General features: G+C 68.1%; 20 protein-coding genes and 1 tRNA gene. 13 read left to right on the top strand and 8 right to left on the bottom strand.

The features are described 5' to 3' along the window. Positions 1 to 912, top strand: coding sequence for a formate dehydrogenase accessory sulfurtransferase FdhD (gene fdhD, locus I6N91_RS14785; RefSeq protein WP_198813831.1), 912 nt, complete (start codon positions 1 to 3; stop codon positions 910 to 912). Between the two features lie 4 nt (positions 913 to 916). Further along, the gene (locus tag I6N91_RS14780) at positions 917 to 1,948 is read left to right on the top strand and encodes an LLM class flavin-dependent oxidoreductase (RefSeq protein WP_198813829.1); all 1,032 of its coding nucleotides are present in this window, start codon (positions 917 to 919) and stop codon (positions 1,946 to 1,948) included. Positions 1,949 to 2,074: 126 nt separating this feature from the next. Here the strand turns inward: I6N91_RS14780 and I6N91_RS14775 are convergent, their stop codons facing one another. The 3 genes from I6N91_RS14775 to I6N91_RS14765 all read right to left on the bottom strand — a co-directional run bounded on the left by I6N91_RS14775 (position 2,075) and on the right by I6N91_RS14765 (position 4,467). Further along, the gene (locus I6N91_RS14775) at positions 2,075 to 2,872 is read right to left on the bottom strand and encodes an amino acid ABC transporter ATP-binding protein (protein WP_198813827.1); all 798 of its coding nucleotides are present in this window, start codon (positions 2,870 to 2,872) and stop codon (positions 2,075 to 2,077) included. Next, positions 2,859 to 3,518 (bottom strand): amino acid ABC transporter permease, encoded by a 660-nt coding sequence (locus I6N91_RS14770; RefSeq protein WP_198813825.1) that lies wholly within the window; start codon positions 3,516 to 3,518, stop codon positions 2,859 to 2,861. Before I6N91_RS14770 ends, I6N91_RS14775 begins: the two co-directional genes overlap by 14 nt. A 127-nt stretch (positions 3,519 to 3,645) precedes the next feature. Continuing rightward, the gene (locus tag I6N91_RS14765; protein ID WP_198813823.1) at positions 3,646 to 4,467 is read right to left on the bottom strand and encodes an amino acid ABC transporter substrate-binding protein; all 822 of its coding nucleotides are present in this window, start codon (positions 4,465 to 4,467) and stop codon (positions 3,646 to 3,648) included. Between the two features lie 240 nt (positions 4,468 to 4,707). On the opposite strand from I6N91_RS14765, the gene I6N91_RS14760 reads away from it, so the two are divergent. After that, entirely contained in the window at positions 4,708 to 6,627 is a 1,920-nt protein-coding gene (locus I6N91_RS14760) for an ABC transporter ATP-binding protein (protein ID WP_198813821.1), read from the top strand. Here I6N91_RS14760 and I6N91_RS14755 read toward each other — a convergent pair. Both I6N91_RS14755 and I6N91_RS14750 read right to left on the bottom strand, forming a co-directional pair. After that, positions 6,602 to 7,039, bottom strand: coding sequence for an NUDIX domain-containing protein (locus I6N91_RS14755; protein WP_198813819.1), 438 nt, complete (start codon positions 7,037 to 7,039; stop codon positions 6,602 to 6,604). The two genes, I6N91_RS14760 and I6N91_RS14755, sit on opposite strands and share 26 nt — an antisense overlap. A 46-nt stretch (positions 7,040 to 7,085) precedes the next feature. After that, positions 7,086 to 7,159: transfer RNA gene (locus I6N91_RS14750), tRNA-Arg, on the bottom strand. A gap of 232 nt (positions 7,160 to 7,391) precedes the next feature. On the opposite strand from I6N91_RS14750, the gene I6N91_RS14745 reads away from it, so the two are divergent. The 4 genes from I6N91_RS14745 to sucD all read left to right on the top strand — a co-directional run bounded on the left by I6N91_RS14745 (position 7,392) and on the right by sucD (position 13,788). Beyond that, positions 7,392 to 8,957, top strand: a complete 1,566-nt coding sequence (locus tag I6N91_RS14745; protein WP_198813817.1) for a sodium:alanine symporter family protein — start codon at positions 7,392 to 7,394, stop codon at positions 8,955 to 8,957. Positions 8,958 to 9,096: 139 nt separating this feature from the next. Beyond that, positions 9,097 to 11,553 (top strand): DNA helicase PcrA, encoded by a 2,457-nt coding sequence (gene pcrA / locus I6N91_RS14740; RefSeq protein WP_198813816.1) that lies wholly within the window; start codon positions 9,097 to 9,099, stop codon positions 11,551 to 11,553. 153 nt (positions 11,554 to 11,706) lie between these two features. Beyond that, the gene (gene sucC, locus I6N91_RS14735; RefSeq protein WP_198813815.1) at positions 11,707 to 12,873 is read left to right on the top strand and encodes an ADP-forming succinate--CoA ligase subunit beta; all 1,167 of its coding nucleotides are present in this window, start codon (positions 11,707 to 11,709) and stop codon (positions 12,871 to 12,873) included. Positions 12,874 to 12,885: 12 nt separating this feature from the next. Continuing rightward, positions 12,886 to 13,788: a succinate--CoA ligase subunit alpha gene (sucD, locus tag I6N91_RS14730; protein ID WP_198813814.1), complete on the top strand. Its 903-nt coding sequence runs from the start codon at positions 12,886 to 12,888 to the stop codon at positions 13,786 to 13,788. A gap of 93 nt (positions 13,789 to 13,881) precedes the next feature. Here the strand turns inward: sucD and I6N91_RS14725 are convergent, their stop codons facing one another. Further along, positions 13,882 to 15,402 carry a SulP family inorganic anion transporter gene (locus tag I6N91_RS14725; protein WP_198813813.1) on the bottom strand — a complete coding sequence of 507 codons (1,521 nt, stop codon included), beginning with the start codon at positions 15,400 to 15,402 and terminating at the stop codon, positions 13,882 to 13,884. Positions 15,403 to 15,664: 262 nt separating this feature from the next. On the opposite strand from I6N91_RS14725, the gene I6N91_RS14720 reads away from it, so the two are divergent. Beyond that, positions 15,665 to 16,135: an SRPBCC family protein gene (locus I6N91_RS14720; RefSeq protein WP_198813812.1), complete on the top strand. Its 471-nt coding sequence runs from the start codon at positions 15,665 to 15,667 to the stop codon at positions 16,133 to 16,135. A 44-nt stretch (positions 16,136 to 16,179) separates the two neighbouring features. Here I6N91_RS14720 and I6N91_RS14715 read toward each other — a convergent pair whose 3' ends face one another. Continuing rightward, positions 16,180 to 17,277, bottom strand: coding sequence for a VIT1/CCC1 family protein (locus I6N91_RS14715; protein ID WP_307843373.1), 1,098 nt, complete (start codon positions 17,275 to 17,277; stop codon positions 16,180 to 16,182). Positions 17,278 to 17,658: 381 nt separating this feature from the next. On the opposite strand from I6N91_RS14715, the gene I6N91_RS14710 reads away from it, so the two are divergent. Next, positions 17,659 to 19,392: a long-chain-fatty-acid--CoA ligase gene (locus tag I6N91_RS14710; RefSeq protein WP_198813811.1), complete on the top strand. Its 1,734-nt coding sequence runs from the start codon at positions 17,659 to 17,661 to the stop codon at positions 19,390 to 19,392. Further along, positions 19,389 to 20,816, top strand: a complete 1,428-nt coding sequence (locus I6N91_RS14705) for an AI-2E family transporter (protein ID WP_198813810.1) — start codon at positions 19,389 to 19,391, stop codon at positions 20,814 to 20,816. The genes I6N91_RS14710 and I6N91_RS14705 overlap by 4 nt, the downstream gene beginning before the upstream one ends. Before the next feature lie 143 nt (positions 20,817 to 20,959). Here the strand turns inward: I6N91_RS14705 and I6N91_RS14700 are convergent, their stop codons facing one another. Next, complete coding sequence (locus I6N91_RS14700) at positions 20,960 to 22,507, bottom strand: sodium:solute symporter (RefSeq protein WP_198813944.1); 1,548 nt, start codon at positions 22,505 to 22,507, stop codon at positions 20,960 to 20,962. Between the two features lie 175 nt (positions 22,508 to 22,682). On the opposite strand from I6N91_RS14700, the gene I6N91_RS14695 reads away from it, so the two are divergent. The 3 genes from I6N91_RS14695 (at position 22,683) to I6N91_RS14685 (ending at position 26,094) form a co-directional block, all read left to right on the top strand. Continuing rightward, positions 22,683 to 23,261, top strand: a complete 579-nt coding sequence (locus tag I6N91_RS14695) for a helix-turn-helix domain-containing protein (RefSeq protein WP_198813808.1) — start codon at positions 22,683 to 22,685, stop codon at positions 23,259 to 23,261. 151 nt (positions 23,262 to 23,412) lie between these two features. Continuing rightward, positions 23,413 to 24,399: an agmatinase gene (gene speB, locus I6N91_RS14690; protein ID WP_198813806.1), complete on the top strand. Its 987-nt coding sequence runs from the start codon at positions 23,413 to 23,415 to the stop codon at positions 24,397 to 24,399. After that, on the top strand, positions 24,400 to 26,094 hold the full coding sequence (locus I6N91_RS14685; protein WP_198813805.1) for a thiamine pyrophosphate-binding protein: 1,695 nt from the start codon (positions 24,400 to 24,402) through the stop codon (positions 26,092 to 26,094). The last annotated feature ends 58 nt before the right edge of the window (positions 26,095 to 26,152 follow it).

The following is a 26,152-nucleotide window of genomic DNA, read 5'->3' as shown; positions in this document are numbered from 1 at the left end:
ATGAACCGGGTCACCCAGCGGCGCCGCATCACCACGTTCCGCTCGACGGCGGATCCCCGTCGGCGCGAGGACGCCCTGGCGGGGGAGGAACCGCTTGAGATCCGGCTGGGCGGGTCGGCCTTCACCGTGACCATGCGCACCCCGGGTGACGACTTCGACCTCGTCTCCGGCTTCCTGGTCTCCGAAGGCGTGGTGTGGGAGCCCGGACAGCTGCCGAGCCTTCGGTACTGCGCCGGGGTGGACGAGTCGGGCCGCCAGACCTTCAACGTGGTGGAGGCGCAGCTGCGGCCGGGCACGGTGCTTCCCGACACGGCCCTTGAACGCCATGTCTACACCTCGAGTTCCTGTGGAATCTGCGGCACCGCCTCCATCGACGCTGTGCGCAAGTCCTCGCGGTTCGACCTGAGGTCCGACACGGCAGGGGCTGACCTCGAGGTGCTGCTCGGGCTGCCGGACCGGCTGAGGGAATCCCAGAAACTGTTCGACCGCACCGGCGGGGTGCACGCGGCCGGCCTGTTCACGGCCGGCGGCGAACTGCTGTGCCTCCGTGAGGACGTCGGCCGGCACAACGCCGTGGACAAGGTGGTGGGCTGGGCGCTGCGCGAGGGCAGGCTTCCCCTGACGGGCACCATCCTCCAGGTCTCAGGACGGGCCTCCTTCGAGCTGGTGCAGAAGGCTCAGCTCGCCGGGATCCCGATCCTGGCCGCCGTCAGTGCGCCGTCGTCGCTGGCGGCCGACCTGGCCGACGACGCCGGCATGACGCTGGTGGGCTTCAGCAGGGGCTCCTCGCTCAACTGTTACTCCCACCCCGAGCGGATCCGGGCCGGTTCGGCCGCCGATGCCGGTGCCGCCGATGCCGGTGCCGCCGCGGACGCCGGTCCGGCGGGTCGTTCGGTGCCGGCCGCCGGGTAGTCCCATGGAACTGGGCGTCTTCAGCTTCGGCGACCTCCACCCGGATCCGGTCACCGGAGAGCGGGTCTCTCCTCAGGCGCGCATGGCGCACCTGCTCGAACGGGCGCGGCTTGCCGATGAGGTGGGCCTTTCCTACTTCGGCATCGGCGAACACCACCGCCCGGATTATGCCGTCTCCTCGATCATTCCGGTGCTCTCCGCTGCCGCGGCCCAGACAACCTCGATCCACGTCGGCTCCGCCGTGACCGTCCTGAGCACCGAGGATCCGGTGCGGGTGTTCCAGCAGTTCGCGACGCTGGACCTGCTGTCCGGCGGACGGGCCGAACTGACGGCGGGGCGGGGGTCCTTCATCGAGTCCTACTCCCTGTTCGGTGCCGCGCTCGAGGACTACGACGCGCTCTACGAGGAGAAGATCGGCCTGCTCCTGCAGCTCGACGCGCAGGAGCGCATCACCTGGAGCGGACAGTTCCGGCCCGCACTCAGGGACGCGCTCGTCCTGCCGCGCCCGCCGTCGGGTCACCTCGACATCTGGATCGCGACCGGTGGAACGATGACCTCGACGGTCCGGGCCGCGCGCCTGGGCCGCCCGGTGATGTACGCCATGCTCGGCGGGACGGTCGGCAACTTCGCTGAGCACGCGCAGCTGTACCGGGCCACCGCCGCGGAAGCAGGACACGATTCGGAGAGGCTGCGGGTCGGGGTGAGCAGCGTGGGCCTGGTGCTGCGCGAGGGCGCCCGCGAGCTTTTCCGGCCGTACTGGCTCGATACGATGCTCCGGATTTCGGCGGAGCGCGGATTCCCCACCCCGAGCGGCCTGACCTACAACATGCAGGCGGCGCGCGCCGGTGCGGTTTTCGTCGGGACCCCCGAGGAGGTGGCGCAGAAGATCGTGCTGACGCACGGGCAGATGCAGCACGACCGCCACATCTTCCAGTTCGACTTCTCCTCGGTGCCGCAGGCGAAGGTCCTCGAGTCGATCGAACTGCTGGGCACCGAGGTGCTGCCGCTGGTGCGGCGGGAGCTCGGCGTCGCGTGACGGTCACCCGCTAGGGGTGGGCGCATCCCCGGCGAGTGTGCAGATAACCACCCTTCGGCGTCGGCAAAGCGTGGTGAGCTGCAGTTTCGACGGGAATACAACGACGGCGGCAGGGCGCCGTTCCCCTTAGAACGGGTGGAGCAGGCGCTGGACGAAGCGCCGGGTCCGTTCGTGCTCGGGGTTGCGCAGCACCTGCTCCGGGTGGCCGCGCTCGACGACGACGCCACCGTCCATGAACACCACCTCGTCGGCGACCTCGCGGGCGAAGGCGAGCTCGTGGGTGACGATGACCATGGTCCAGTCCTCCTCGGCCAGGTCCTTGATGACCTTGAGCACCTCGCCCACGAGTTCGGGGTCGAGGGCGGAGGTGGGCTCGTCGAAGAGCAGCAGATCGGGCCGCAGCGCGAGCGCCCGAACGATTCCCACCCGCTGCTGCTGCCCGCCGGAGAGCTCGAAGGGGTACTGGTCTTTCTTCGCGAGGAGCCCGACCCGGTCGAGCAGCTTCTCGGCGTCCTGCACCGCCTCGGCCCGGCGGCGCTTCTGCACCTGCACCGGGCCCTCAATGACGTTTTCGAGGACCGTCCGATGCGGGAAGAGGTTGTACTGCTGGAACACCATGGCGCTGTGGTCGCGCAGGGCGGACAGCTCGCGGCCGGAGACGGCTCCGCCGAAGTTCACCGACGGGCCGCCGGCGAAGGCGACGGTCCCGCCGTCGGGCACCTCGAGCCCGTTGAGGGAGCGCAGCACCGTTGTCTTGCCCGACCCGGAGGGCCCGACCAGGGCGACGACCTCACCGCGGCACACCGTCAGGTCGATGGAGCGGAGCACCGTGTTGGCGCCGAAGGATTTCTGAAGGCCCGTGGCGCTGAGCAGCACCTCGCCGGGCGTCTGCGTGCGGGCCGGAGCAGGATCAGTGGATGACATAGCGGTCCAACCTTTTCTCGATTGCTCCCTGCCCGGCTGCGAGAACGAAGCAGAACACCCAGTAGATCAGTGCGGCCTCAAGGTAGAGCAGCATGAACTCCTGGCTGAAGGCGGCGATCTGCTCGGCCTCGCGGAACAGTTCGGTGACGAGGATCAGTGACGCCAGGGAGGTGTCCTTGACCAGGGAGATGAAGGTGTTCGACAGCGGGGGCACCGACACGCGGGCCGCCTGGGGAAGGATGATCCGCCGCAGGGTGCGCCGGTGGGACATGCCGATGGTGTGCCCGGCCTCCCACTGGCCCTTGGGCACCGACAGGATCGCGGCCCGCAGGATTTCGGCGGCGTACCCGGCGACGTTGAGCGAGAACGCGATCACGGCACTCGGCCACGGCGGGATCACCACACCGATCGAGGGGAGGCCGTAGAAGACGACGAAGAGCTGCACCAGCAGGGGCGTGCCCCGGACCAGCGAAATGTATACGCGGGCGATGCCCGAGAGCAGGCGCTTGCCGCTGATCCGCATCAGGGCGAGGACCAGGGCCAGGGTCAGGCCGACGACGAAGGAGACAAGCGTCAGCGGGATGGTTCCGGTCAGGCCGCCCCGGAGGAGGGGCCAGAACGAACTCCGGAACAGCTCCCAATCCACTTAGTCGTCCTCCCTCCGCGTATGTGCGCGCGGCCGCGTCGAATTGCCCGGCGGTGGCGCCGGGTGGAGATTCCGGATCCACCGGCCGGCCCGCCGGACGGCTCGGCCGCCGGCGGACCGGGTGGGATTACTTGCTGACGTCGGCGCCGAAGTACTTCGTCGAAATCTCGGCAAGGGTACCATCGGCCCGCAGCTCGTCCAGGGCGTCGTTGACGGCCTCGACCAGGTCTTCGCTGCCCTTCTTGAAGGCCACGGCGCTCTCCGAGGTGTCCTCGGTCTCCGCGGCGATCTTGATGGAGTCATCCTTCTCGGTGTTCTGGTAGTCGAGGTAGGTCAGCTCGTCGTTGATCGTCGCGTCGACCCGGCCCTGCTGGAGGAGGGAGACCGACTGGGCCCACCCCTCGACGGCCTCGACCTCGGCGCCGGCCTCCTTAGCCATCTCGAACCAGTTGCTCGTGAGCGACTGGGCGGTGCGCTTGCCCTCGAGGTCCTCGAAGGAGGTGATCTCGTTGTTGTCGGCGCTGGTGACGATCACGCCGTTGCTGACGGTGTAGGGATCGGAGAAGTCGTACTTCGCGGTGCGCTCATCCGTGATCGAGACCTGGTTGGCGATCGCGTCGAAACGGCCCGCCTCAAGCCCGGCGAAGATCGCATCCCACTGGGTCTCCTCGAACTCAACCTCGACGCCGAGCTTCTCCCCGACGGCGGTGATCACCTCGACGTCGTACCCGGTGAGGTCGCCGTTGCCTTCTTCGTGGAAGCTGAAGGGCTTGTAGGTGCCCTCGGTGCCGACGGTGAGAACGCCGGCTTCCTGGATTTCCTGGAGGGTCGACGGCGCCGCCTCGGTGGCTCCGCCGCCTTCTCCTCCGGAGTCGGACGAAGCCGAGCACCCGGTGACGGCAAGGGCCAGCGCTGCGGCAGTGCCGAGGACGGACAGACGGAAGGTCATGATGAGGTCCTTAAATTCTTGAGGGGGTGTCTGCGGGCGGTGCGGTAAACCGCCTTCTACAATGTGCAACAACACTGAACCCTGTCATTGTTCCGCGGCGGTGGCGACCCAGTGTGACGCCACATGTCGAACTTTTCTGCAGACCCTTGAAAACCCGTCTCAAATTGTGCCTTGGGCTTACTCCGGCAGCCGGGCAGCCCGAGCGCCTAAGCTTGGAGAGGCTGAACGGAAGGCACCTGCATGAGCATGGAAGGCGCGGCGTGGAGTTCCCTCTACCGGATCTCCACCGCCAAGGACCGCACGAACAAATTCTCGAAGGAAACGCTGAAGCGCATCGTCGCGTTCGCGGTGCCCTACCGGGTGAAGCTCACGCTCTTCATCCTGTTGTCGGTGGCCGCCGCGTTCCTTGCCGTCGCAACCCCGGTGCTCGCCGGGCAGGTCGTCGATGTCATCGTCGCCGACGGCGCAACGCAGACGGTGATCTGGCTCGCCGTCGTCATCGCCCTGGTCGCGGTGGCGGACGCCGCCGTCAGCCTGGCCACCCGCTGGTACTCGGCGAACATCGGCGAGGGTGTGATCCTCGATCTACGCACCGCCGTGTTCAACCACGTCCAGAAGATGCCGATCGCCTTCTTCACCCGCACCCGCACCGGAGCCCTGGTGAGCCGCCTCAACAACGACGTGATCGGTGCCCAGCAGGCCTTCAGCGGCACCCTCTCCGGCGTGGTCAGCAACACGGTGGCGCTCGCCCTGACCCTGGTGGTCATGCTGAGCACCTCCTGGCTGGTGACCGTCCTTGCCATCGTGATGCTCCCGCTGTTCCTGGTGCCCGCGCGGCGCATGGGCGGGAAACTCGCGGCGCTGCGGCGTGAAGCGGCCGACCACAACTCGGCGATGAGCACCCAGATGACCGAGCGGTTCTCCGCACCCGGCGCCACCCTGGTGAAGCTGTTCGGCCGGCCAGACGCCGAGTCCGAGGAATTCCGGGTCCGCGCCGCCCGCGTCCGCGATATCGGCGTGCGCATGGCCATGCTCCAGTTCATCTTCTTCACCGCGCTGATGCTCGTCTCGGCCCTCGCCCTGGCGCTCGTCTACGGCCTCGGTGGAACCCTCGCCCTCGGCGGGCAGCTCGAGACCGGTGAGGTGGTGACCCTCGCCCTGCTGCTCACGCGGTTGTACGCGCCGCTGACTTCCCTCGCGAACGCACGGGTCGAGATCATGAGCGCCCTGGTCAGCTTCGAGCGGGTCTTTGAGATCCTCGACTTGAAGCCCCTGATCCAGGAAAAGCCCGACGCCCGGGAGGTGCCGCCCGGTCCTGTCACCATCGAGTTCGACGACGTCCGCTTCGCCTACCCGTCGGCCGACAAGGTCTCCCTGGCCTCACTCGAGGAGGTCTCCACCCTGGACACCCGGGGAGGCGAGGAAGTGCTCCACGGCATCTCCTTCACCATCCAGCCCGGGCAGACCGTGGCGCTGGTGGGTACCTCCGGCGCGGGGAAGTCGACCATCGCGCAGCTGCTGGCGCGCCTCTACGACGTCGACAGCGGTGCGGTGCGCCTGGCCGGGGCGGACGTCCGCGACCTCACCTTCGCCTCGATGCGCTCCACCCTGGGCATGGTGACCCAGGACGGGCACCTCTTCCACGAGACCATTAGGTCGAACCTTCTGCTTGCCCGCCCCGAGGCGACCGAGGACGAGATCTGGGACGCCGTCCGCCGCGCCCGCCTGGAGCCGCTGCTGCGCTCCCTTCCCGACCAGCTCGACACCATGGTCGGCGAGCGCGGCTACCGGCTCTCCGGCGGGGAGCGCCAGCGGATGACCATCGCCCGGCTGCTGCTGGCCCAGCCGCGCGTTGTGATCCTCGACGAGGCGACGGCGGCGCTCGACTCCACCTCGGAGGCCGCCGTGCAGGACGCCCTGACCGAGGCGCTCGAGGGGCGGACCGCCATGGTGATCGCGCACCGGCTCTCGACGATCCGCAGCGCCGACCTGATCCTCGTCGTGGAGGACGGCCGGATCGCCGAACGAGGCACCCACGAGGAACTGCTGGAGCGCGGGGGCCGGTATGCGGAGCTGCACCGGACGCAGTTCGCGGTGCAGAAGAATACCGCGCCGGACGAGGATCCCGAAGTGCTCAGCGGGGCGCCCGCCGCGCCGTAACCTCCGGCGGAGGCCGGGCGCCGAGCGCGGGGAGGACGAACTCGGTCAGCAGCGGGGCGAGGTCGGTCCGGCTCCCGGCCGCCGCCAGGTCGAGCCACCCGATCTCCTCGATCTCCGCCGCAGGGACCGGGGTGCCCTCCAGCGGGCACAGGAACACGGCGGCATCGATGAAGGTGTCCGGCTCGTTGGCGGCGGGGCCGTACCAGCGGCCAAGCGGCCGAAGCCGGGCGGCGGGCAGGGTCAGGCCCAGTTCTTCTTGGAGTTCGCGCACCGCGGCGGCTGCCGCGCTCTCTCCGGGCTCGAGCTTGCCCCCGGGCTGCATGAACATGGTGGTGCCGCGCTTGCGTACGAGCAGGAGGCGCCCGGCGTCGTCGAGCAGGCACAGGGCGGCAATGGAGAGCACGTGGGTCATGGCCGCCTCGGGGGTTGGGGCAGGGCTGCCCCTTCTTTCATCGAAGTGCCCCTGGCCGGAATCGAACCGACGACCTTCCCTTTAGGAGAGGGACGCTCTATCCTACTGAGCTACAGAGGCCTGCCGGGGTGGAGCGGATGCACCGTCCCCGAGCGCTCCTAGCTTACCTGTTTCCGCGGTGCTGTCGAAGCGCACCGGGCCCACGGCGGAGGGCACGCCGGAGCTGCGGTGCCGTCGACTCGGGGGGATGCAGAAACCGTTCGGTCCTTCAAATCCTCTATTGAGTACCCTATTTCTCCGTAACACGCAGTATGTGATTGCAGTCACGTCCATTTCAGGGTTCATTGGATGGATGAAAATTTCCCAGGCACTACCCCAGGCCGTGGCGGAGGACGTAGGGTGGCTCGCCGCCATCGACAACGCGATCAATGCGGCCTTCGAGCCGATCGCCACCGTCTTCTCCTCAATCGTCTTTTTCCCGATCACCATCGGCGATGTGAGCTTCCCCGCCGTGGTGGCCTGGCTCATCGCCGCCGGTGTCATCTTCACTATCTACTTCGGCTTCATCCAGTTCCGGGGGCTGAAGGTCGCCACCGAGGTGATCCGGGGCAAGTACTCGGTCAAGGACGATCCCGGAGAGGTCCCGCACTTCCAGGCGCTGACGTCCGCGCTGTCGGGTACCGTCGGGCTGGGCAATATCGCCGGCGTCGGCGCCGCAATGGCCCTCGGTGGTCCCGGTGCCACCTTCTGGATGATCCTCGCCGGACTGCTCGGCATGGCCAGCAAGTTCGCCGAGTGCACCCTCGGCGTGAAGTACCGCGAGGTCCACGAGGACGGCACGGTCAGCGGCGGTCCGTTCAAATACCTACCCATCGCCTTCAGCAAGCTCGGCAGGGTTCCCGCGAAGATCCTGACCGGGATCTTCGCCGTCGCCATCCTCATCTTCGGCATCGCCGGCGGTAACATGTTCCAGGCCAATCAGACCTTCGCCCAGGTGCAGAACGTCACCGGGGGTGAGGACGGATTCTTCGGCAGCGCCGGTTCCGCCCTGATCTTCGGAATCGTCCTGGCCGTCCTCGTCGCCGCCGTCATCCTCGGCGGGATCAAGTCGATCGGCGCCACCACCAGCAAGCTCGTCCCCGCCATGGGATTCATCTACGTGGCGTCCTGCCTGCTCGTGATCTTCGTGAACATCGGCCAGGTCCCCGCCGCCTTCGGCGCGATCATCGCGGGCGCCTTCAACCCCTCCGGCATCGCCGGCGGCATTGTGGGCGTCATGATCGTCGGGTTCCAGCGTGCCGCTTTCTCCAATGAGGCAGGGCTCGGCTCCGCAGCGATCGCGCACTCCGCTGTGAAGACCCGCCGTCCGGTCAGCGAAGGCTTCGTCGCCCTCTTCGAACCGCTCGTCGACACGGTGATCATCTGCACCATGACGGCGCTCGCCATCATCATCGCCGGCGCGCCGAGCCTCCAGAACGGTATCGACCAGGTCCAGGCCGGTGACGGCCCGCCCGACGGCGTGACGCTGACCTCCGATGCGTTCGCCACAGTGCTCCCGTGGTTCCCGATCGTCCTGGCCATCGCCGTGGCGCTCTTCGCCTACTCGACGCTCATCACCTGGTCCTACTACGGGCTGAAGGCCTGGGAGTTCCTCTTCGGCCGCGGCAAGACCTCGGAGATCCTCTACAAGGTCATCTTCCTGTTCTTCACCGTCGCCGGCTGCGTGCTGACCTTCAGCCAGGTCATCAGCTTCGCCGACGCCGCCCTGTTCGTCTGCGCCTTCGTGAACCTGCTCGGCGTGTACCTGCTGCTTCCGGTCATCAAGCGCGAGATGAAGGACTACCTCGCCGACCGCAAGAGCGGCAAGCTCGCGGAACTGGGCATCGAACCGGAGGACATGCGCGCCCCCCGCGCCTAGTCCCACCGGCCCCTGCGGCCGGAACGCATTCCCGACCAAAGCGCCTGCCGGCGGAGATCCTCCGGCGGGCGCTTTGCTGTGCGCCGAAAGCATGCCGGGGCAGTGTGTGTCAGCCCTACCGCCTAGACTGGTGGGCACCATGGATATGCTTTTCGACCCGTACCCCGCACCCAAGAACCCAGGTTCGAAACAGCCCGGGGGCGGGCAGCTCTCCGCATCGTCCGATCCGGCACTGGCACACAGCCCCGTCTCCGCACGCCCCAGCGAGGAGCGCGCCCGCGAACTCCTCGAGGGGCTGAACCCGCAGCAGGAGGAAGCGGTCCGCCACATCGGCTCCCCGCTGCTCATCGTCGCCGGCGCCGGCTCGGGCAAGACCCGCGTGCTCAGCCACCGCATCGCCCACCTGCTGGCCACCGGGCGGGCGCGGCCGGGGGAAATCCTCGCCATCACCTTCACCAATAAGGCGGCGGCCGAGATGCGCGAGCGCATCGAGGCACTGATCGGGGACATCGCCCAGCGCATGTGGATCTCCACCTTCCACTCCTCCTGCGTGCGCATCCTGCGCCGGGAGGCCGCGAGCGTCGGACTCAACTCCAACTTCTCCATCTACGACTCGGCCGACACCCTGAGGCTGATCACCCTCACCGCGAAGGGCCTCGACCTGGACCCGAAGCGGTTCGCGCCCAAGGCCATCCAGCACAAGATCTCCGCCCTGAAGAACGAACTGATCGACGAGGAGGCCTACGCCGACGCTGCCGATCCCTCCGATCCGTTCGAGACCGCCGTCGCCGAGGTCTATAAGGGCTACGCCCAGCGCATGCGCTCGGCCAACGCCATGGACTTCGATGACCTGATCGCCCAGACGGTCTACATGTTCCGCGCCTTCCCCGGGGTGGCCGACTACTACCGCCGCCGGTTCCGCCATGTCCTCGTCGACGAATACCAGGACACCAACCACGCCCAGTACGCCCTGGTCCGGGAAATTGTCGGGGTGCCGGGGGAGACCACCGACGACCCCGCCGAACTGACCGTCGTGGGTGACTCAGACCAGTCGATCTACGCCTTCCGCGGCGCCGACGTCCGGAACATCGTGGAATTCGAGAACGACTACACGAATGCCCGCACCATCCTGCTCGAGCAGAACTACCGGTCGACGCAGACCATCCTGAGCGCGGCCAACGCCGTGATCTCCCGCAATCCCAACCGGCCCGAGAAGCGGTTGTGGACGGCCGAGGGCAACGGCGAAAAGATCGTGGGCTACGTGGGGGAGAACGAACACGAGGAAGCCCGGTTCATCGCCGACGAGATCGACCGGCTCCAGGACGAGGAGAACCTGCGCCCCGGAGACGTTGCAGTGTTCTACCGCACGAATGCGCAGTCGCGCTCCATCGAGGAAATCCTGCTGCGGGTCGGCCTGCCCTACAAGGTGGTGGGCGGCACCCGCTTCTACGAGCGCAAGGAGATCAAGGACGCGCTGGCCTACCTTCGGGTCCTGGTGAACCAGGACGACGTCGTCAACCTGCGCCGGATCCTCAACGAGCCCAAGCGGGGCATCGGGGACCGTGCAGAGTACGCGGTCGCCGCGCTCAGCGAGCGGCACCGCATGAGCTTCATGGAGGCGCTGCGGCGGGCCAACGAGGCGCCGGGAATGGCGACCCGGTCGGTGAATGCCGTGGCAGGCTTCGTCAAGCTCATCGACGACCTCGCCGAGGTCGCGTCGGGCTCGGGCGCCGCAGCGGCGCTCGAGGCGGTCCTTGAGCAGACCGGGTACCTCGAACAGCTGCGCACCAGCAACGACCCCCAGGACGAGTCCCGCGTCGAGAACCTCGCCGAGCTCGTCGCCGTCGTGCGCGAATACGAGCGCGACAATCCTGAGGGAACCCTCGGGGACTTCCTCGAACAGGTTTCCCTCGTCGCCGACGCGGACTCCATCCCCGACGCGCCGGAGGGCTCCGCCGAGGAGGTCGAGCAGGCCGTCGCCGAGGCGCGGCGCCAGGGCGTCGTCACACTGATGACCCTTCACACGGCGAAGGGCCTCGAGTTCCCGGTGGTCTTCCTCACCGGCATGGAACAGGGAATCTTCCCGCACCAGCGGTCGGCAACCGACCCGAAGGAACTCGCGGAGGAGCGTCGGCTCGCCTATGTCGGTCTCACGCGTGCCCGCCGCCGGCTCTACCTGACCCGCTCGGAGGTCCGCAGCATGTGGGGCCAGAGCCAGTACAACCCGGCCAGCCAGTTCGTCTCCGAGGTTCCCGACGAGCTCATCGAGTGGAAGCGCGAAGGGGCGTCCCTGCCGGCCTGGAACGCCAGCCCGACGAGCGGCCCGCGCTTCAGCGGATCGTACTGGGGATCAGGTGCGTCCGGCGCCGGCGCCGGAGCGGCGACGGCGTCCCCGGCCAAGGCCATCGGGCGGGTCCAGCCCCAAAAGGAGGTCATCTCAGTGGCACCCGGGGACAAGGTGAACCACACGACCTTCGGCAACGGGACCGTGGTCGCGGTCGAAGGAGCCGGGGATAAGACGGTGGCGAAGGTGCGCTTCGGCGAGGGCGAAAAGCGCCTCCTGCTGCGTTATGCGCCGCTCACAAAGGCCGGATAATTCGCTGTTTTCGCCTAACTTAATTCGGTTTCTTTCTACAACTCATAGAAGTGTGGCCTTCCTCACGAAACGGGTAGTCTGGAAAAGGCCCCCAGTGCCAAGGGACTAAAGTTCCCTGTGTAAACCTACTTCGACGTAGAAGGACACTAGCCCGTGGACCTGTTTGAATATCAGGCGCGCGATCTCTTTGAGGCACACGGAGTTCCCGTGCTCGCCGGCATCGTGGCGCACACCCCTGAAGAAGCCAAAGCAGCAGCTGAAAAAATCGGCGGAGTTGTCGTCGTCAAAGCTCAGGTCAAGGTTGGTGGCCGCGGTAAGGCCGGCGGCGTGAAGGTGGCCAAGACCCCCGACGAAGCCCACCGCTATGCCTCGGACATCTTGGGGATGGACATCAAGGGTCACACGGTACACACCGTCATGATCGCCCAGGGCGCGGATATCGCCGAGGAGTACTACTTCTCCGTGCTGCTCGACCGGTCCAACCGCAACTACCTCGCCATGTGCTCCGTCGAGGGCGGCATGGACATCGAACAGCTCGCCGTGGAACGCCCCGAGGCGCTGGCCCGCGTTGCCGTTGACCCGGGCGTCGGCATCGACCAGGCCAAGGCCCAGGAAATCGTCGAGACGGCAGGGTTTGCACCGGAACTGCACGAGGGCGTCACCGCGACGCTCCTGAAGCTGTGGGACGTGTTCGTCAAGGAAGACGCGACCCTCGTCGAGGTGAACCCCCTGGTGAAGACCGGCAGCGGCGACATCCTCGCCCTCGACGGCAAGGTCACCATCGACGAGAACGCCGATTTCCGCCACGCCGACCACGCGGCGCTCGAGGACAAGGAATCGGCCGATCCGCTCGAGGCGAAGGCCAAGGCCAACGACCTCAACTACGTCAAGCTCGACGGCGAAGTCGGCATCATCGGCAACGGCGCCGGCCTCGTGATGTCGACCCTCGACGTCGTCGCCTACGCGGGCGAATCCCACGGCAACGTGCGCCCGGCGAACTTCCTCGACATCGGCGGCGGAGCCTCCGCCGAGGTCATGGCCGCCGGCCTCGACGTCATCCTCAACGACACGCAGGTCAAGAGCGTGTTCGTCAACGTCTTCGGCGGCATCACGGCCTGCGACGAGGTCGCCAACGGCATCGTCAAGGCCCTTGAGATCCTCGGCGACGAAGCCAACAAGCCCCTGGTGGTCCGTCTCGACGGCAACAAGGTGGAGGAGGGCCGTGCCATCCTGCGCGGAGCCAACCACCCCCTGATCACCCTGTCCGACACCATGGACGAAGGCGCCGATAAGGCCGCCGAGCTGGCTTACGGAAAGTAAAGGCAACCCACCATGTCTATCTACCTCAATAAAGACTCAAAGGTGATCGTCCAGGGCATCACCGGCGGCGAAGGCACCAAGCACACCGCGCTCATGCTCGCTGCCGGCACGCAGGTCGTTGGGGGCGTCAACGCCCGCAAGGCCGGCACCACCGTGACCCACGGCGACGTCACCCTGCCCGTCTACGGCACCGTGAAGGAAGCCGTCGCCGAGACCGGCGCTGACGTCTCCATCGTGTTCGTGCCGCCGGCGTTCACCAAGGACGCCGTCGTCGAAGCGATCGAGGCCGGCCTCGGCCTGGTCGTCGTGATCACCGAAGGCGTCCCCGTGCAGGACACCGCCGAGTTCTGGGCCCTCGCCCAGTCCAAGGTCGACGCCGACGGCAAGCAGGTCACCCGCATCATCGGCCCGAACTGCCCCGGCATCATCACTCCGGGGGAGTCGCTGGTGGGCATCACCCCCGCGAACATCACCGGTAAGGGCGGCGTCGGCCTCGTCTCGAAGTCGGGCACCCTGACCTACCAGATGATGTTCGAGCTGCGTGACCTCGGCTTCTCCACGGCCATCGGCATCGGCGGCGATCCCGTCGTCGGCACCACCCACATCGACGCCCTCGAGGCGTTCGAAGCCGACCCGGAGACCAAGGCGATCGTCATGATCGGCGAAATCGGCGGCGACGCAGAAGAGCGTGCGGCCGAGTACATCAAGGCCCACGTGACCAAGCCGGTCGTCGGCTACGTCGCAGGCTTCACCGCTCCGGAGGGCAAGACCATGGGCCACGCCGGTGCCATCGTCTCGGGTTCCGCCGGAACCGCCCAGGCGAAGAAGGAGGCCCTCGAGGCCGCCGGCGTCAAGGTGGGCAAGAGCCCGTCCGAGACCGCCCGCCTGCTGCGCGAGGTCTACGCCACGCTCTAAGCGCGCACCAGCATCGATGAAGCCCCGGACCGCTCTGGCGGTCCGGGGCTTCTGCGTGCGCCGGTCCTGATGGCCGGGCGGGCCCGTTCCCTCCTAGTGGCCCGCCCCAAGCTGCCCGCTGAGCCGCCTCCGCATCGACGCGCTGGCGTCATTGAGTCCAATCACCTCGGCGTGCTTGCCCACGGCGGCGTACCTGGCCGTGATGGCGTCAAGCGCGGCGATCGTTGAGGCGTCCCAGAGGTGTGACCGGCTGAGGTCGATCACCACGGCCGCTGGATCGGACGCGTACTCGAACTGCCCGTGGAGGTCGTGGGAGGAGGCAAAGAACAACTCACCCTCAACTCGGTAGGTCGCCACCTCACCGCCCCCGGTGCCGCGCACCGAACGGGTCACTGTCACGAAGCCGGCGACCCTCCGGGCGAAAAGGACCATTGCAACGAGGACCCCGACTCCCACCCCGATGGCAAGGTTGTGGGTCGCGACAACCACGGCCACCGTCGAAACCATCACGGCCGTCTCGCTCCTCGGCATCCTGCGCAGCGTCGCAGGCCGGATGCTGTGCCAGTCAAAGGTCGCCACCGACACGAAGATCATGACGGCGACCAGGGCCGCCATGGGGATCAAGGCCACCATCTCCCCGAGGGCAACCACGAGGATCAGCAGGAACACCCCGGCCAGGAAGGTCGAGATGCGCGTCCGCGCGCCCGAGACCTTCACATTGATCATTGTCTGGCCGATCATCGCGCAGCCGCCCATCCCACCGAAGAACCCAGTGATGATATTGGCGGCACCCTGGGCCCAGGACTCGCGCGTCTTGTTCGAGCGGGTGTCCGTGACCTCGTCAACGAGTTTGGCGGTCAGAAGCGATTCGAGCAGCCCCACGAGGGCCATGGCGAGGGCGAAGGGGGCGATGATGCGGAGGGTCTCAAGGTTCAGTGGCACCCCGGGGAAGGCAAGGAAGGGGAGGCTGTCGGGAAGTTCGCCCTTGTCACCGACGGTGGGCACCACCACGCCGGCGGACACCGTCAGCACCGTCAGCACCACGATAGCCACGAGCGGCGCGGGGACGGCCGTGCTCAGTTTCGGCAACCCGAAGACAATGGCGAGGGCGAGCCCTGCCAGCGGGTAGACCAGCCAGGGAACCCCCAGCAGTTCGGGAACCTGGGAGAGGAAGATCAGGATGGCCAGGGAGTTGACGAAACCGACCATGACGGAGCGGGGAATGAAGCGCATGAGCTGCGCCACTCCGGCAAGGCCTAGGGCGATTTGGAAGATTCCGGCGAGGATCACCGCCGCGATGAAGTAGTCGACGCCGTGGGAGGCCACCAGCGGAGCAATGACCAGCGCGATGGCCCCGGTCGCAGCGCTGATCATCGCCGGGCGCCCACCCAGAACGGCGATGGACACCGCCATGGTGAAGGAGGCGAACAATCCGAGGCGCGGGTCAACGCCGGCGATGATGGAAAAGGCGATCGCTTCGGGAATCAGCGCCAGGGCGACCACCAGCCCGGCCAGCACCTCCGTCTTCAGGCGCCTCGGCGAGGCGAGGGTGCGTCGGACGGACTGGAGCTCCTCCGGCGTGGGGACATGCGGGGGCGATGGGATGGCGGTCATGGGACTCTCTTGTGGCTGGCCGGTCGATGGGGTCCGGTAAGGCGGGAGGTGCTGGACGCCGCATGCCGGCCAGAAACGAAAAACGGGCCGCGGCCGGCGGAAGGACGTCGGCGGCACCCCGGAGGTATCAACACTACTGGAGATGCTCGGCCGGACCGAGGCGGCAATGCCGCCGGTCGGAACCCCGGTGCGGACCGCGAGGCGGGCCGACTGGTACTTCTAGCACCGCAGGAGAAGCGCCGGCCTCGTGCACAATGGGGCTATGACAACGACGCCGACAACGACACCAGGGCATTCCCGCTACCTCATCACCCGCAGCCGCCTGATCAAGGCGCCCGCCGCGCGCATCTTCGAGGTGCTCGCCACCCCGGCCCTTCACAGCGTGATCGACGGCTCCGGTACCGTCCGCGGCGAACAGCCCGGCGGCCCGGCCCGGCTTTCGGCGGGCGCCCGCTTCGGCATGAACATGAAGCTCGGCCCCCGCTACCGGATCCTGAACCGGGTTGTGGAGTTCGAGGAGGGGCGCCGGATTGCCTGGCGCCACTTCTCCCGCCACGTGTGGCGTTACGTCCTCGAACCGCGCGGGGAGTCGACCCTCGTCACCGAGCAGTGGGACGCCCGCCCGGTGCCGTGGAAGCTGGTCCTGCTGCTCGCGGGATTCCCGCGCCGGCACCCGGCGAGCATCGAGAAGACGCTGGTCCGCCTCGAGGAGTACGTGACCGGGCAGCCCTGACCGGGCGGAAGATTCTCCCCGGGGCAGGATCCTCCAGCTTGGCGCTAGATGGCTGTCGTGCCGAAGAGCATTCCCAGCAGGTAGGTGGCCGCAGCTGCACCGAGTCCGATGGCGAGCTGGCGCAGCGCGAGCTTCAGCGGGGAGGCACCCGACAGCAGCCCCACCACGGCGCCGGTGGCCAGCAGCGCCAGCCCAACGAGGACGCACGCCGTGACAACGGCGGCCAGGCCCGTGAGGCCCACGAGGTAGGGGAGGACCGGAATCACCGCTCCCGAGGCGAAGAAGCAGAAGCTCGACGCCGCGGCGCCGAGCCCGGTGCCGACCTGCTCGTGGGCGTCCTCAGAGGGGTCGGTATCAGGCTGCAGGGAGAAGCTCGGATCACAGTCGCAGGCCGCGAGCCCCATGCGTTCCTCGGCACGGTGCGTAGCGGCCTCGGGGGTCATTCCCCGCGCCCGGTACACCAGCACAAGCTCGTTCGCCGCGATGTCGAGTTCCTTGGAGGCCGTCAGGGTGACCTGCGTGGGACGGGTTGCCGACAGGAGCTCCCGCTGGGAACGGACCGAGACATACTCCCCGGCCCCCATCGAGAGGGCGCCGGCCAGCAGGCCGAAAAGGCCGCTGACAAGGATCAACCCCGTGGAGACCCCCGTCGCCCCGATGCCCATGATGAGCGCGAGGTTGCTGACGAGGCCGTCGTTCGCCCCGAAGACTGCGGCCCGGAAGTTCCCCGAGAGGCGGTTCCGGCCGCGGGTCGCCAGCGCCCGGACCACCTCCTCGTGGATCTGCTCGTCTGCGGCCATCGCGCTGGTCGCGGTGGGGTCGGCTGCATAGGGAGAGCGCCCTTCGGCCCGCTGGGCCAGGGCGAGGACAAACACCGAGCCGAACCGCCGTGCCAGCAGCCCCAGCAGCCGGTTGCGCACCGAAGGGCGGACCGGGCGTCCCGCCTCGTCGCCGAGCAGCCTCAGCCAGTGCGCTTCGTGGCGGCCCTCGGCATCGGCGAGGGCGAGCAGGATGTCGCGTTCCTCGCCGCTCCGGCGCCGGGCGAGGTCCCGGTAGGTGGCTGCCTCGGCGCGCTCGTCGGCAAGGTACTGGCGCCAGCGCTTGAGGTCACGGGGATCGTGACTGGATTGAGCGGCTTTCACTGAATGCTCCTCTAAACCTGCTGCAGTGATCGCCGGGTGGGTGGAGCTCCGGCCTGCAACACGTGGACGTGTTCTGGCCGAAGGTCTCGCTCGCCGCTCGATTGGCGGTGGACTGCCGGGCGGCTCAATTGACGCCAGTATGTCGACAGGCCTCGCGGCACACCGGCCGCGGAGCTACTCCCCTTCGCTGCCGACAGTCTAACGTGTCCGCGCCCGACGTGTTTTCGAACGGGGTGCTGGTCGTCCGAGTGCGCGGTTTCCCGACGGCGCGGCGGGGAAGAACCAATCCGCGCGCCGGATAGTCGAGAATACACAGGAGGCGCTACCGTGACGCCGGTGCGGCACGGTAGAGTCAGCAGGGTCAAAACAGGAAGCAGGCTTATGAAATCGGAGTTCTCCCGTCCGTGGACGGCGCGCTACGCGTCCGGCGTGCCGCACGAGATTGAGGTCCCGGACGGATCGTTGTTCGACCTGCTCGAGTCCGCCGCAGCCCGCCACCGGGACCGCACGGCGCTCGAATTCTTCGGGGCGGAGACGACGTACGGCCGGCTGGGCGCCGACGTCCTGCGCATCGCCGAAGGGCTGCGCCGGCTCGGAGTCACCGCAGGGGACCGCGTGGCCCTCGTCCTTCCCAACTGCCCGCAGCACATCACCGCCTTCTACGCGGTGCTCCGGCTCGGGGCGATCGTCGTCGAACACAACCCGCTCTACACCGACCGGGAACTGCGCCACCAGTTCGAGGACCACGGCGCGAAGGTCGCCGTGGTGTGGGACAAGGTGGTTCCGCAGGTCCAGCGGCTCCCGCAGGACCTCGGGCTCGAAGCGATCGTCTCGGTCGACCTCACCCGCGCCCTTCCGGCCGCAAAACGCCTCGCACTTAAACTGCCGCTTCCCGCCGCCCGCCGCGCCCGATCCGACCTGACCCCGTCGGAAAAACTCACCGGGCCGCACCCCATCCACCGCTGGGAAGGGCTGCTGGCGTCCGCGCCGCTGGACCAGGGGCATCCCCGGCCCGCGTCCGGGGACACCGCCGTGATCCAGTACACCAGCGGCACCACAGGAACCCCCAAGGGCGCCGTCCTGACGCACCGCAACCTGCTCGCCAACGCCGCCCAGGGCCGTGCGTGGGTGCCCGGACTCATCGAAGGGGAGGAGGTCGTCTACGCGGTGCTGCCCATGTTCCACGCCTATGGGCTGACCCTGTGCCTGACCTTCGCCATGAGCATCGGGGCGCGGCTTGTCCTCTTTCCGCGGTTCGACGTCGACCTCGTGCTGCAGGCCGTCCGGAAGAGCCCGCCGACGTTCCTGCCGGCGGTTCCCCCCATCTACGACCGGCTCGCCGCCGCCGCCGAGGAGCGGGGGGTCGACCTCTCGAGCATCCGGTTCGCCATCTCCGGTGCCATGAACCTGCCTCCGGAGACGGTGACCCGCTGGGAGAAGGCCACCGGCGGGTACCTCGTTGAGGGCTACGGGCTCACCGAGACCTCCCCAGTGGCCCTCGGCAATCCCATCGGCCCCTCCCGGCGGCCAGGCACCGTCGGTGTCCCGTTCCCCAACACCGACATCCGGGTCGTCGACCCCGATCGGCCGGACGTGGAAAGGCCGCCCGGAGAGGCCGGTGAACTGCTGATCCGCGGCCCCCAGGTGTTCTCCGGCTACTGGCAGAAGCCCGAGGAGACCGACGCCGTGCTCCTTGAGGGCGGGTGGTTCCGCACCGGTGACATCGTGAGTGTCGACGCCGACTCCTACGTCCGCATCGTCGACCGGATCAAGGAACTGATCATCACCGGGGGCTTCAACGTGGCTCCCACCGAGGTGGAGGACACCCTTCGAGCCTATGGCCCGGTCACCGACGCCGCGGTCGTCGGCCTGCCACGGCCCGGCGGTGGGGAGGACGTCGTCGCCGCCGTGGTGATGGCCGACGGCGCGCAGCTCGACGAGGAATCCCTCCGTAAGCGCTGCCGGGACGGGCTGGCCGCCTATAAGGTTCCCCGCCGCATCTTCGTGGTGGACGAACTGCCCCGGTCACTGATCGGGAAGGTGCTGCGCCGCGAGGTACGCACCCGCCTGCTGAACAGCAAGACAACACCACCTACCGGAAGACAGGCATCATGAGCGTTCCAGCACCAGATACGACAAGCCCCTGGAAGGACAGCCTCGGCCGGGCCAGCCTGCGTTCCGCTCAGGTTCTCCTGATGCTGCTGCTCGCCGTGGTCACCGTCTACGCCCTGATCCAGGTGCGCCTCGTGGTGATCCCAATTCTGCTTGCCCTGATCCTTGCCTCGGCCATCGTGCCGCTCGTGCACTGGCTCCGCCGCAAGGGCTGGCCCGCCTCCGCGGCCACCGGATTCTCCTTCCTGCTCCTCCTGCTCCTGTTCGGCGGGCTGATCACCGGCATTGTGTTCGCCGTGCAGAGCCAGGCCGGGGAGCTCGTCGACAGCGCCGTCCGGGGCTTCGACCAGCTCTACGCCTTTGTCGAGAACGGGCCGCTGCCCATTGACTCGGGCCAGATTCAGCAGGCCCGGGATGCGGTGGTCGACTTCGCCACCAGCAGTACTGCGGGCGCCGGGGCCCTCTCCGGCCTGAGTGCCGCCACCAACTTCATCGCGGGCGGCCTGCTGATGGCCGTCATCCTCTTCTACTTCCTCAAGGACGGCGAGAAGATCTGGGCCTTCATGCTGCGCGCGTTCAAGGGCAAGCGGCTCGTGAAGGCCCGCAGGGTCGGCTACAGCAGCCTCGCCGTGCTCGGCGGTTACGTCCGGGGAACGGCCATCGTCGCACTCGTCGACGCCGTCTTCATCGGCATCGCCCTGGTGATCCTCAACATTCCGCTGGCCCTTCCGCTGGCCGTCATTGTCTTCATCGGGGCGTTCATCCCCCTCGTCGGGGCCACCCTGGCCGGGGTCCTCGCAGCCCTGGTCGCCCTGGTCTCCAACGGTCCGACCGCGGCGCTGATTGTGATCATCGTCGTCATCGTGGTCAACCAGCTCGAGGGCAATTTCCTGCAGCCGGTCGTCATGGGACGCACCCTGAGCGTCCACGCCCTCGTCATCCTGCTCGCCCTGACCGCCGGAACCATCCTGGCCGGGATCATCGGCGCCATCCTGTCGGTGCCGGTGGCCGCCGTCACCTGGGCCGCGATCAAGGCATGGAACCAGGAGGAGGACGAAGCGATTACCGAAACCCAGATCATCAAGGCAGAACAGGCCACCGCCCTCGATGAGAGCGGGCATGGCCTGAGCACTCTCCCCAAGGACGACCCCAAGGCGGTCGAGCTGGCCGAGCTCGCCGACGCCAAGCGCTCTGATGAGAACCGCCCCGGCGTCGCGTCGCGCGGTGTCACCCCGGAGACCGAGGAATCCTCGAAGCAGTTCGCCGAGGAGCCGTCGGTCCCGGCTACTGCCGGTTCCCCCGGGACCCCCGGGACCGGCTCGCACGGCAACGGCTCCGAGGACACCGGCTCGGTTGCTCCCTCCGGGACCCGGCGGGAGCGGCGGGACCGCCGGGACGGCGGCGGCTCCACCGCCCTTGACGACTGACCTGCTGACGACTTACCCGCTGACCGGCGTCCGCTGACCTGCGCCGGCTGACCGGCGCCGGTTGAATAGCCCGACGAACTGCTGATCGAAAACCAAGGGCCCCTCCCGCGCTGCGGGAAGGGCCCTTGGGCCGTTAAGTGCGGCTACCGGCGTTCCGGGAGGACCGATGCGCCGCCACTGGACGCTTCGACGGCCGTGGCGTCGTCGTCGGGCACCTCGCCGGCAAGGCGCCTCTCCCACGCGGCCATGACGGCCGGATCGGTCCGCCGGGTTGCCAGTGAGACGATGAGGTACACGAAGGCGGAGGCCCCCAGCCCGATGTAGATGGGCCAGTTCGAGTAGATGCCCTCGTACTGGTTCTCGGCGTTCACCTCGAGGAAGATCATGGTGCCGAGGGTGAAGACCGTCCCGACGGCCATTGAGATTCCGGCGCCGAGGCCGTTGCCGCGCTTCCAGACGAGGCCGCCGATGATCGCCACGAGGAGCCCGCCGACGAGGATGTCGTAGGCGATGGTCAGGGCGGCGACGACGTCCTGCACCACCACCGCGAGCAGGATGGCGGTCACGCCGAGGCCGAACACCCACCAACGGCTGCTTCCGACGTCGTGCCCGCCCGCCTCCGGTGCCGGCTGGTGCGCGGTGCCAGCGCCCCGCCGCGACCAGCTCCGGAGGTAGGGCAGGACGTCGGTGCGGGCCACTGTCGCCGACGCGATCAGCGCGCCGGACGCCGTTGACATCATGGCGGCGACCGCGGCGGCGAGGACCAGGCCGCCGATCCCGATCGGCAGGACGTTCAGGGCGATGTCGGCGTAGACGTCGTCCTGGCTCTCGATGTCCGGCAGGATGACGCTGGCGGACATCCCGATCAGCGCCCCGGCCACCCCGTACAGGATGCAGTAGATGCCGGCCGTGGCGCCGCCCCAGCGGGCGATCTGCGGCGTCCGGGAGGTGAAGACCCGCTGCCAGATGTCCTGGCCGATCAGCAGGCCCAGGGTGTAGACGACGAAGTAGGTGAGAATGCTCTGCGCGCCAATGCCGGTGATGTCGAAGAACTCCGCGCCGGCGCGCTCGGAGATCCCCTCGAAACCTCCGGCCGAGGCAAGCGCGAACGGGAGCATCAGCGCGAAGACGCCGATTGTCTTAATGATGAACTGCGCCATGTCGGCCAGTGTGATCGACCACATGCCGCCGACCGCCGAGTAGATCACCACGATGATCCCCCCGATGGCGATGGAGAGCGCGCGGTCCCACCCGAAGAGGACCACGAAGATCGTGGCGTAGGCGCCGGTGGAGGTGGCGCACAGCATCAGCGTGTACGCCAGCATGACGATGCCCGAGACCTTCGTCGCTTCCGAGCCGTAACGCAGGCTGAGCATCTGGGACACAGTGTAGATCTTCAGCCGCTGGATCGAGGGTGCGAACAGCAGGCTCAGCAGCAGCACGCCCACCCCGATGGCGACGACGAGCCACATGCCGGAGATTCCGTAGGTGTAGCCCAGGCCGACGCCGCCGACGGTCGAGGCCCCGCCGAGGACCACGGCGGCCATGGTGCCCGTATAGAGCAGTGGTCCGAGGCGCCGGCCGGCCACCAGGTAGTCGCTCGCGTTCTTAGTGCGGGACTTCCCCCACCAGCCGAAGCCCAGCATGGCCACAAGGTAAAGAACCACTATCGCTGCATTGAGATATTCCATCGCCACTCCAGATTCCTGTTGCATGGGGAGCAACCCCCGTTTCGTCGTAGGCTATGGTGATGGAGCTCACGGGTCAAAAGGGGGCGATGGAGCCACTTCATACACGATGCCTTCGGCTCGCTATGCTCTACTTTGGCTCCCGACAATTCCCCTTCACTTCCCTGGGAGGACTGCAATGAAGGCCCTGCCCGTCGAACCCACCAACGCCCCGGTGGCGATCGGTTCCCGCATCCGCGCAGCCCGGCAGGCCCAGCGCATGACCATCGAGCAGGTGGCGGAGGCGACGGGGCTTACGAAGGGGTTCCTCAGCCGGGTCGAACGCGACCTCACCTCGCCCTCGGTGGCCTCGCTCGTGACCCTGTGCCAGGTCCTCTCGATCTCCATCGGGGACCTGTTCCTGGCCCCCGAAACCCACCTGACCCGCCTCGAGGACGCCCCCCGGATCAGCCTCGGCGGCGAGGGGATCGTCGAACGGCTGATGACCGCGCGCTCGGAACGCCGGCTGCAGATGATCCGCGCCGTGATTGAGCCGCACGGGCGCGGGGAGGCCGAGCTCTACTCGGTGGACTGCGAGGTGGAGACCGTGCACGTGGTGGAGGGCTCCTTCGAGCTGATCTTCTCCAATGAGCGCTTCCAACTGCGGGCGGGGGACACCGTGACCTTCCCCGGACGCGAGCCCCACACCTGGGCCAACCCCTCGGGGGACCGGGCCGTCATCCTCTGGACCCTGGTACCGGCGGCCTCGGGGAAGTAAGGCGGGGGCAAGGCCCGGACGACCGACGTCATTGAGGCTCGATGCCTTGACCCGGTACCCGGCGCCCAATTAGCCTTACGAAAAACTATTGATGCATATTTAGCAACTTTCGGTGTGCTGGTTGCGCACCGCTGAGGAACGGACGACGCCCATGGAAGAACTGCGCATTACGGCAGGTGGCCACCTCGGCCCCATCGATTCGGCCCGCGTGCCGCGCTACTCCGGCGCCGCGACCTTCGCGCGGCTCCCACGCCTCGACCAGGTGGACCGCACCGACATCGCCGTGGTGGGCGTTCCCTTCGACTCCGGCGTCTCGTACCGGCCGGGGGCGCGGTTCGGCGCCAACCACGTCCGCGAGGCCTCACGCCTGCTGCGCCCCTACAATCCGGCGCTCGACGTCTCGCCGTTCGAACGCGTCCAGGTCGCCGACGCCGGCGACATGGCCGTCAACCCCTTCAACATCCACGAGGCCATCGAGACGGTCCAGGCCAACGCGCTCGACCTGACCGCCGGCGGAACCCGGCTCGTCACCCTCGGCGGGGACCACACCATCGCCCTGCCCCTGCTGCGGGCGGCCTCCGAGCGGGCGGGTTCACCGGTGGCGCTGCTCCACTTCGACGCGCACCTCGACACCTGGGACACCTACTTCGGTGCGGAGTACACCCACGGGACGCCTTTCCGGCGGGCCGTCGAGGAGGGGATCCTCGACACCGAGGCCATCTCGCACGTCGGGACGCGCGGACCGCTCTACGGCGTGAAGGACCTCGAGGACGACCGGCGCTTCGGCTTCGGCATCGTCACCTCCTCCGATGTGTTCCGCCAGGGGGTCGACGAGGTCATCGCCCGGCTGCGGGACCGCATCGGAGACCGGCCGCTGTACGTCTCGGTCGACATCGACGTGCTCGACCCTGCCCACGCCCCGGGCACCGGCACCCCCGAGGCCGGCGGAATGACAAGTCGGGAACTCCTGGAGATCCTGCGGGGACTGCGCGGCCTCAACCTCGTCGGCGCCGATGTCGTCGAAGTGGCCCCGGCCTACGACACCGCAGAAATCACCGGCGTCGCGGCCTCCCACGTCGCCTACGACCTCGTCAGCCTCATGGCCGACAACCTCACCTCGCCCTCAAAGGAAAGCTGAATGGAAATCACCGACAGCGCCGCCTCAGTCCCACCCCAGCCGCTGACCACCGGGCAGCGCAACGGCGGTGACCTCGTCGTCGAGACGCTGACCGCCCTGGGCGCCACCACCGTCTTCGGGATCCCCGGCCAGCACGCCCTAGGGCTCTTCGACGCCCTGTCCCGCTCGCCGCTGCGCTTCGTCTCCTCCCGGGTGGAGAACAATTCGGCGTTCGCCGCCGACGGCTTCTCCCGGGCCACCGGTGAGGTCGGCGTCCTCTTCCTCTCCACCGGTCCCGGGGCGCTCACCTCGCTGGCGGGACTCCAGGAGGCCTACGCCACCGGCGTCCCGATGATCGTGATCGCCAGCCAGATCCCGCTCGAGGGCCTCGGCGCACGGCGCAAGGGTATGCTCCACCAGCTCGACGACCAGAAGGCCTCGGCGGCGAATGTCACCAAGAGCCAGCGGCTGATCCAGCACGCCTCCGGGATCCCGTCGGCGATCCAGGACGCCTGGACTGAAGCTGTCTCCTCGCCGCAGGGCCCGGTCTGGATCGAGGTGCCCCAGAACGTGCTGCTGGACCCGGTGATGGTGCCGAGGGTCGAGGATGCGCTCGCCGAGCCGTTCGACAACCCCCCGCGCGTCGAACTCGTCCGTGAAGCGATCGAGTGGCTCACCGCCTCCAAGCGTCCGGCCATCGTCGCCGGCGGCGGAGCGCGCCGCGGCAAGGCCGAGCTCGAGCTGCTCTCCATCGCCGAGAAGCTCGGCGCTCCCGTGGTGTGCTCGCCCGGCGGCAACGGCGCGTTCCCCTGGAACCACGAGCTGTCGCTGCAGTCCTGGGTCGAGGACCGCCATGTCACCGAGGTGCTCGAGGACGCCGACCTCCTGCTGGTCATCGGTTCCTCCCTCGGTGAGGTCACCTCCAACTACTTCACGCTCGAACCGCGTGGGCGCATCATCCAGATCGACGCCGAACCCCGCGTCCTCGAATCCAACCGCCCGGCGCTCGGCATCCGGGCGGACGCCGGCCAGGCACTGAAGGCCCTCGACGAGGCGCTGCCGACGCTCGACCGCGGACGCACCGAGGGCTATGACGCCGCCGCGCTGGTCGCGGAGACCCTCGCCAAGGTCTCGGCGCGCCTCGACGCCCAGGACCTGGGGATGGAGCGCAAATTCATGGCCGACATCCGCGAAGCGGTGCCGGACTCGATGCAGACCTTCTGGGATATGACCATCTCCGCCTACTGGGCGTGGAGCTGCTGGGACGCACGCGACGGACAGTTCCACTCGGCACAGGGCGCCGGCGGCCTCGGCTACGGCTTCCCCGGCGCCATCGGCGGCGCCGTGGGCCTTGAGTCCAAGGGCCTGCCGCCGCGGGTGCTCGCGGTCTCCGGCGACGGCTCGGCCATGTACTCCATCGCAGAGCTGGCGACGGCGAAGCAGCACAACCTCCCCGTCACCTGGCTCATCGTCGATGACGGCGGCTATGGCATCCTGCGCGAATACATGGAGGGCGCCTTCGGTAAGGCGACGGCCACCGAGCTGGCCCGGCCCGACTTCGTGAAGCTCGCCGAGGCCTTCGGCGTACCGGCGCGCAGGGTCGCCCCCGCCGACGTCCGGGAGGCCCTCGAGGAGAGCCTCGCTGCCGAGGGGCCGAACGTCGTCGTCGTCGAGACACTGCTGCGCCTCTTCGCGCCCACGCACCTGGCCGACTGAGCCGGGCCTGTGCCGCGCGCCGGCCTGCGGGTAGGGTTTACCTACCCGCAGGCCGGAC

This window comes from Arthrobacter sp. MSA 4-2 (genome assembly GCF_016405885.1).
GTDB lineage: Bacteria > Actinomycetota > Actinomycetes > Actinomycetales > Micrococcaceae > Arthrobacter_D.
The sequence above is the reverse complement of the archived record's forward strand: the minus strand, read 5'-3'. Positions and strand labels throughout refer to the sequence as shown.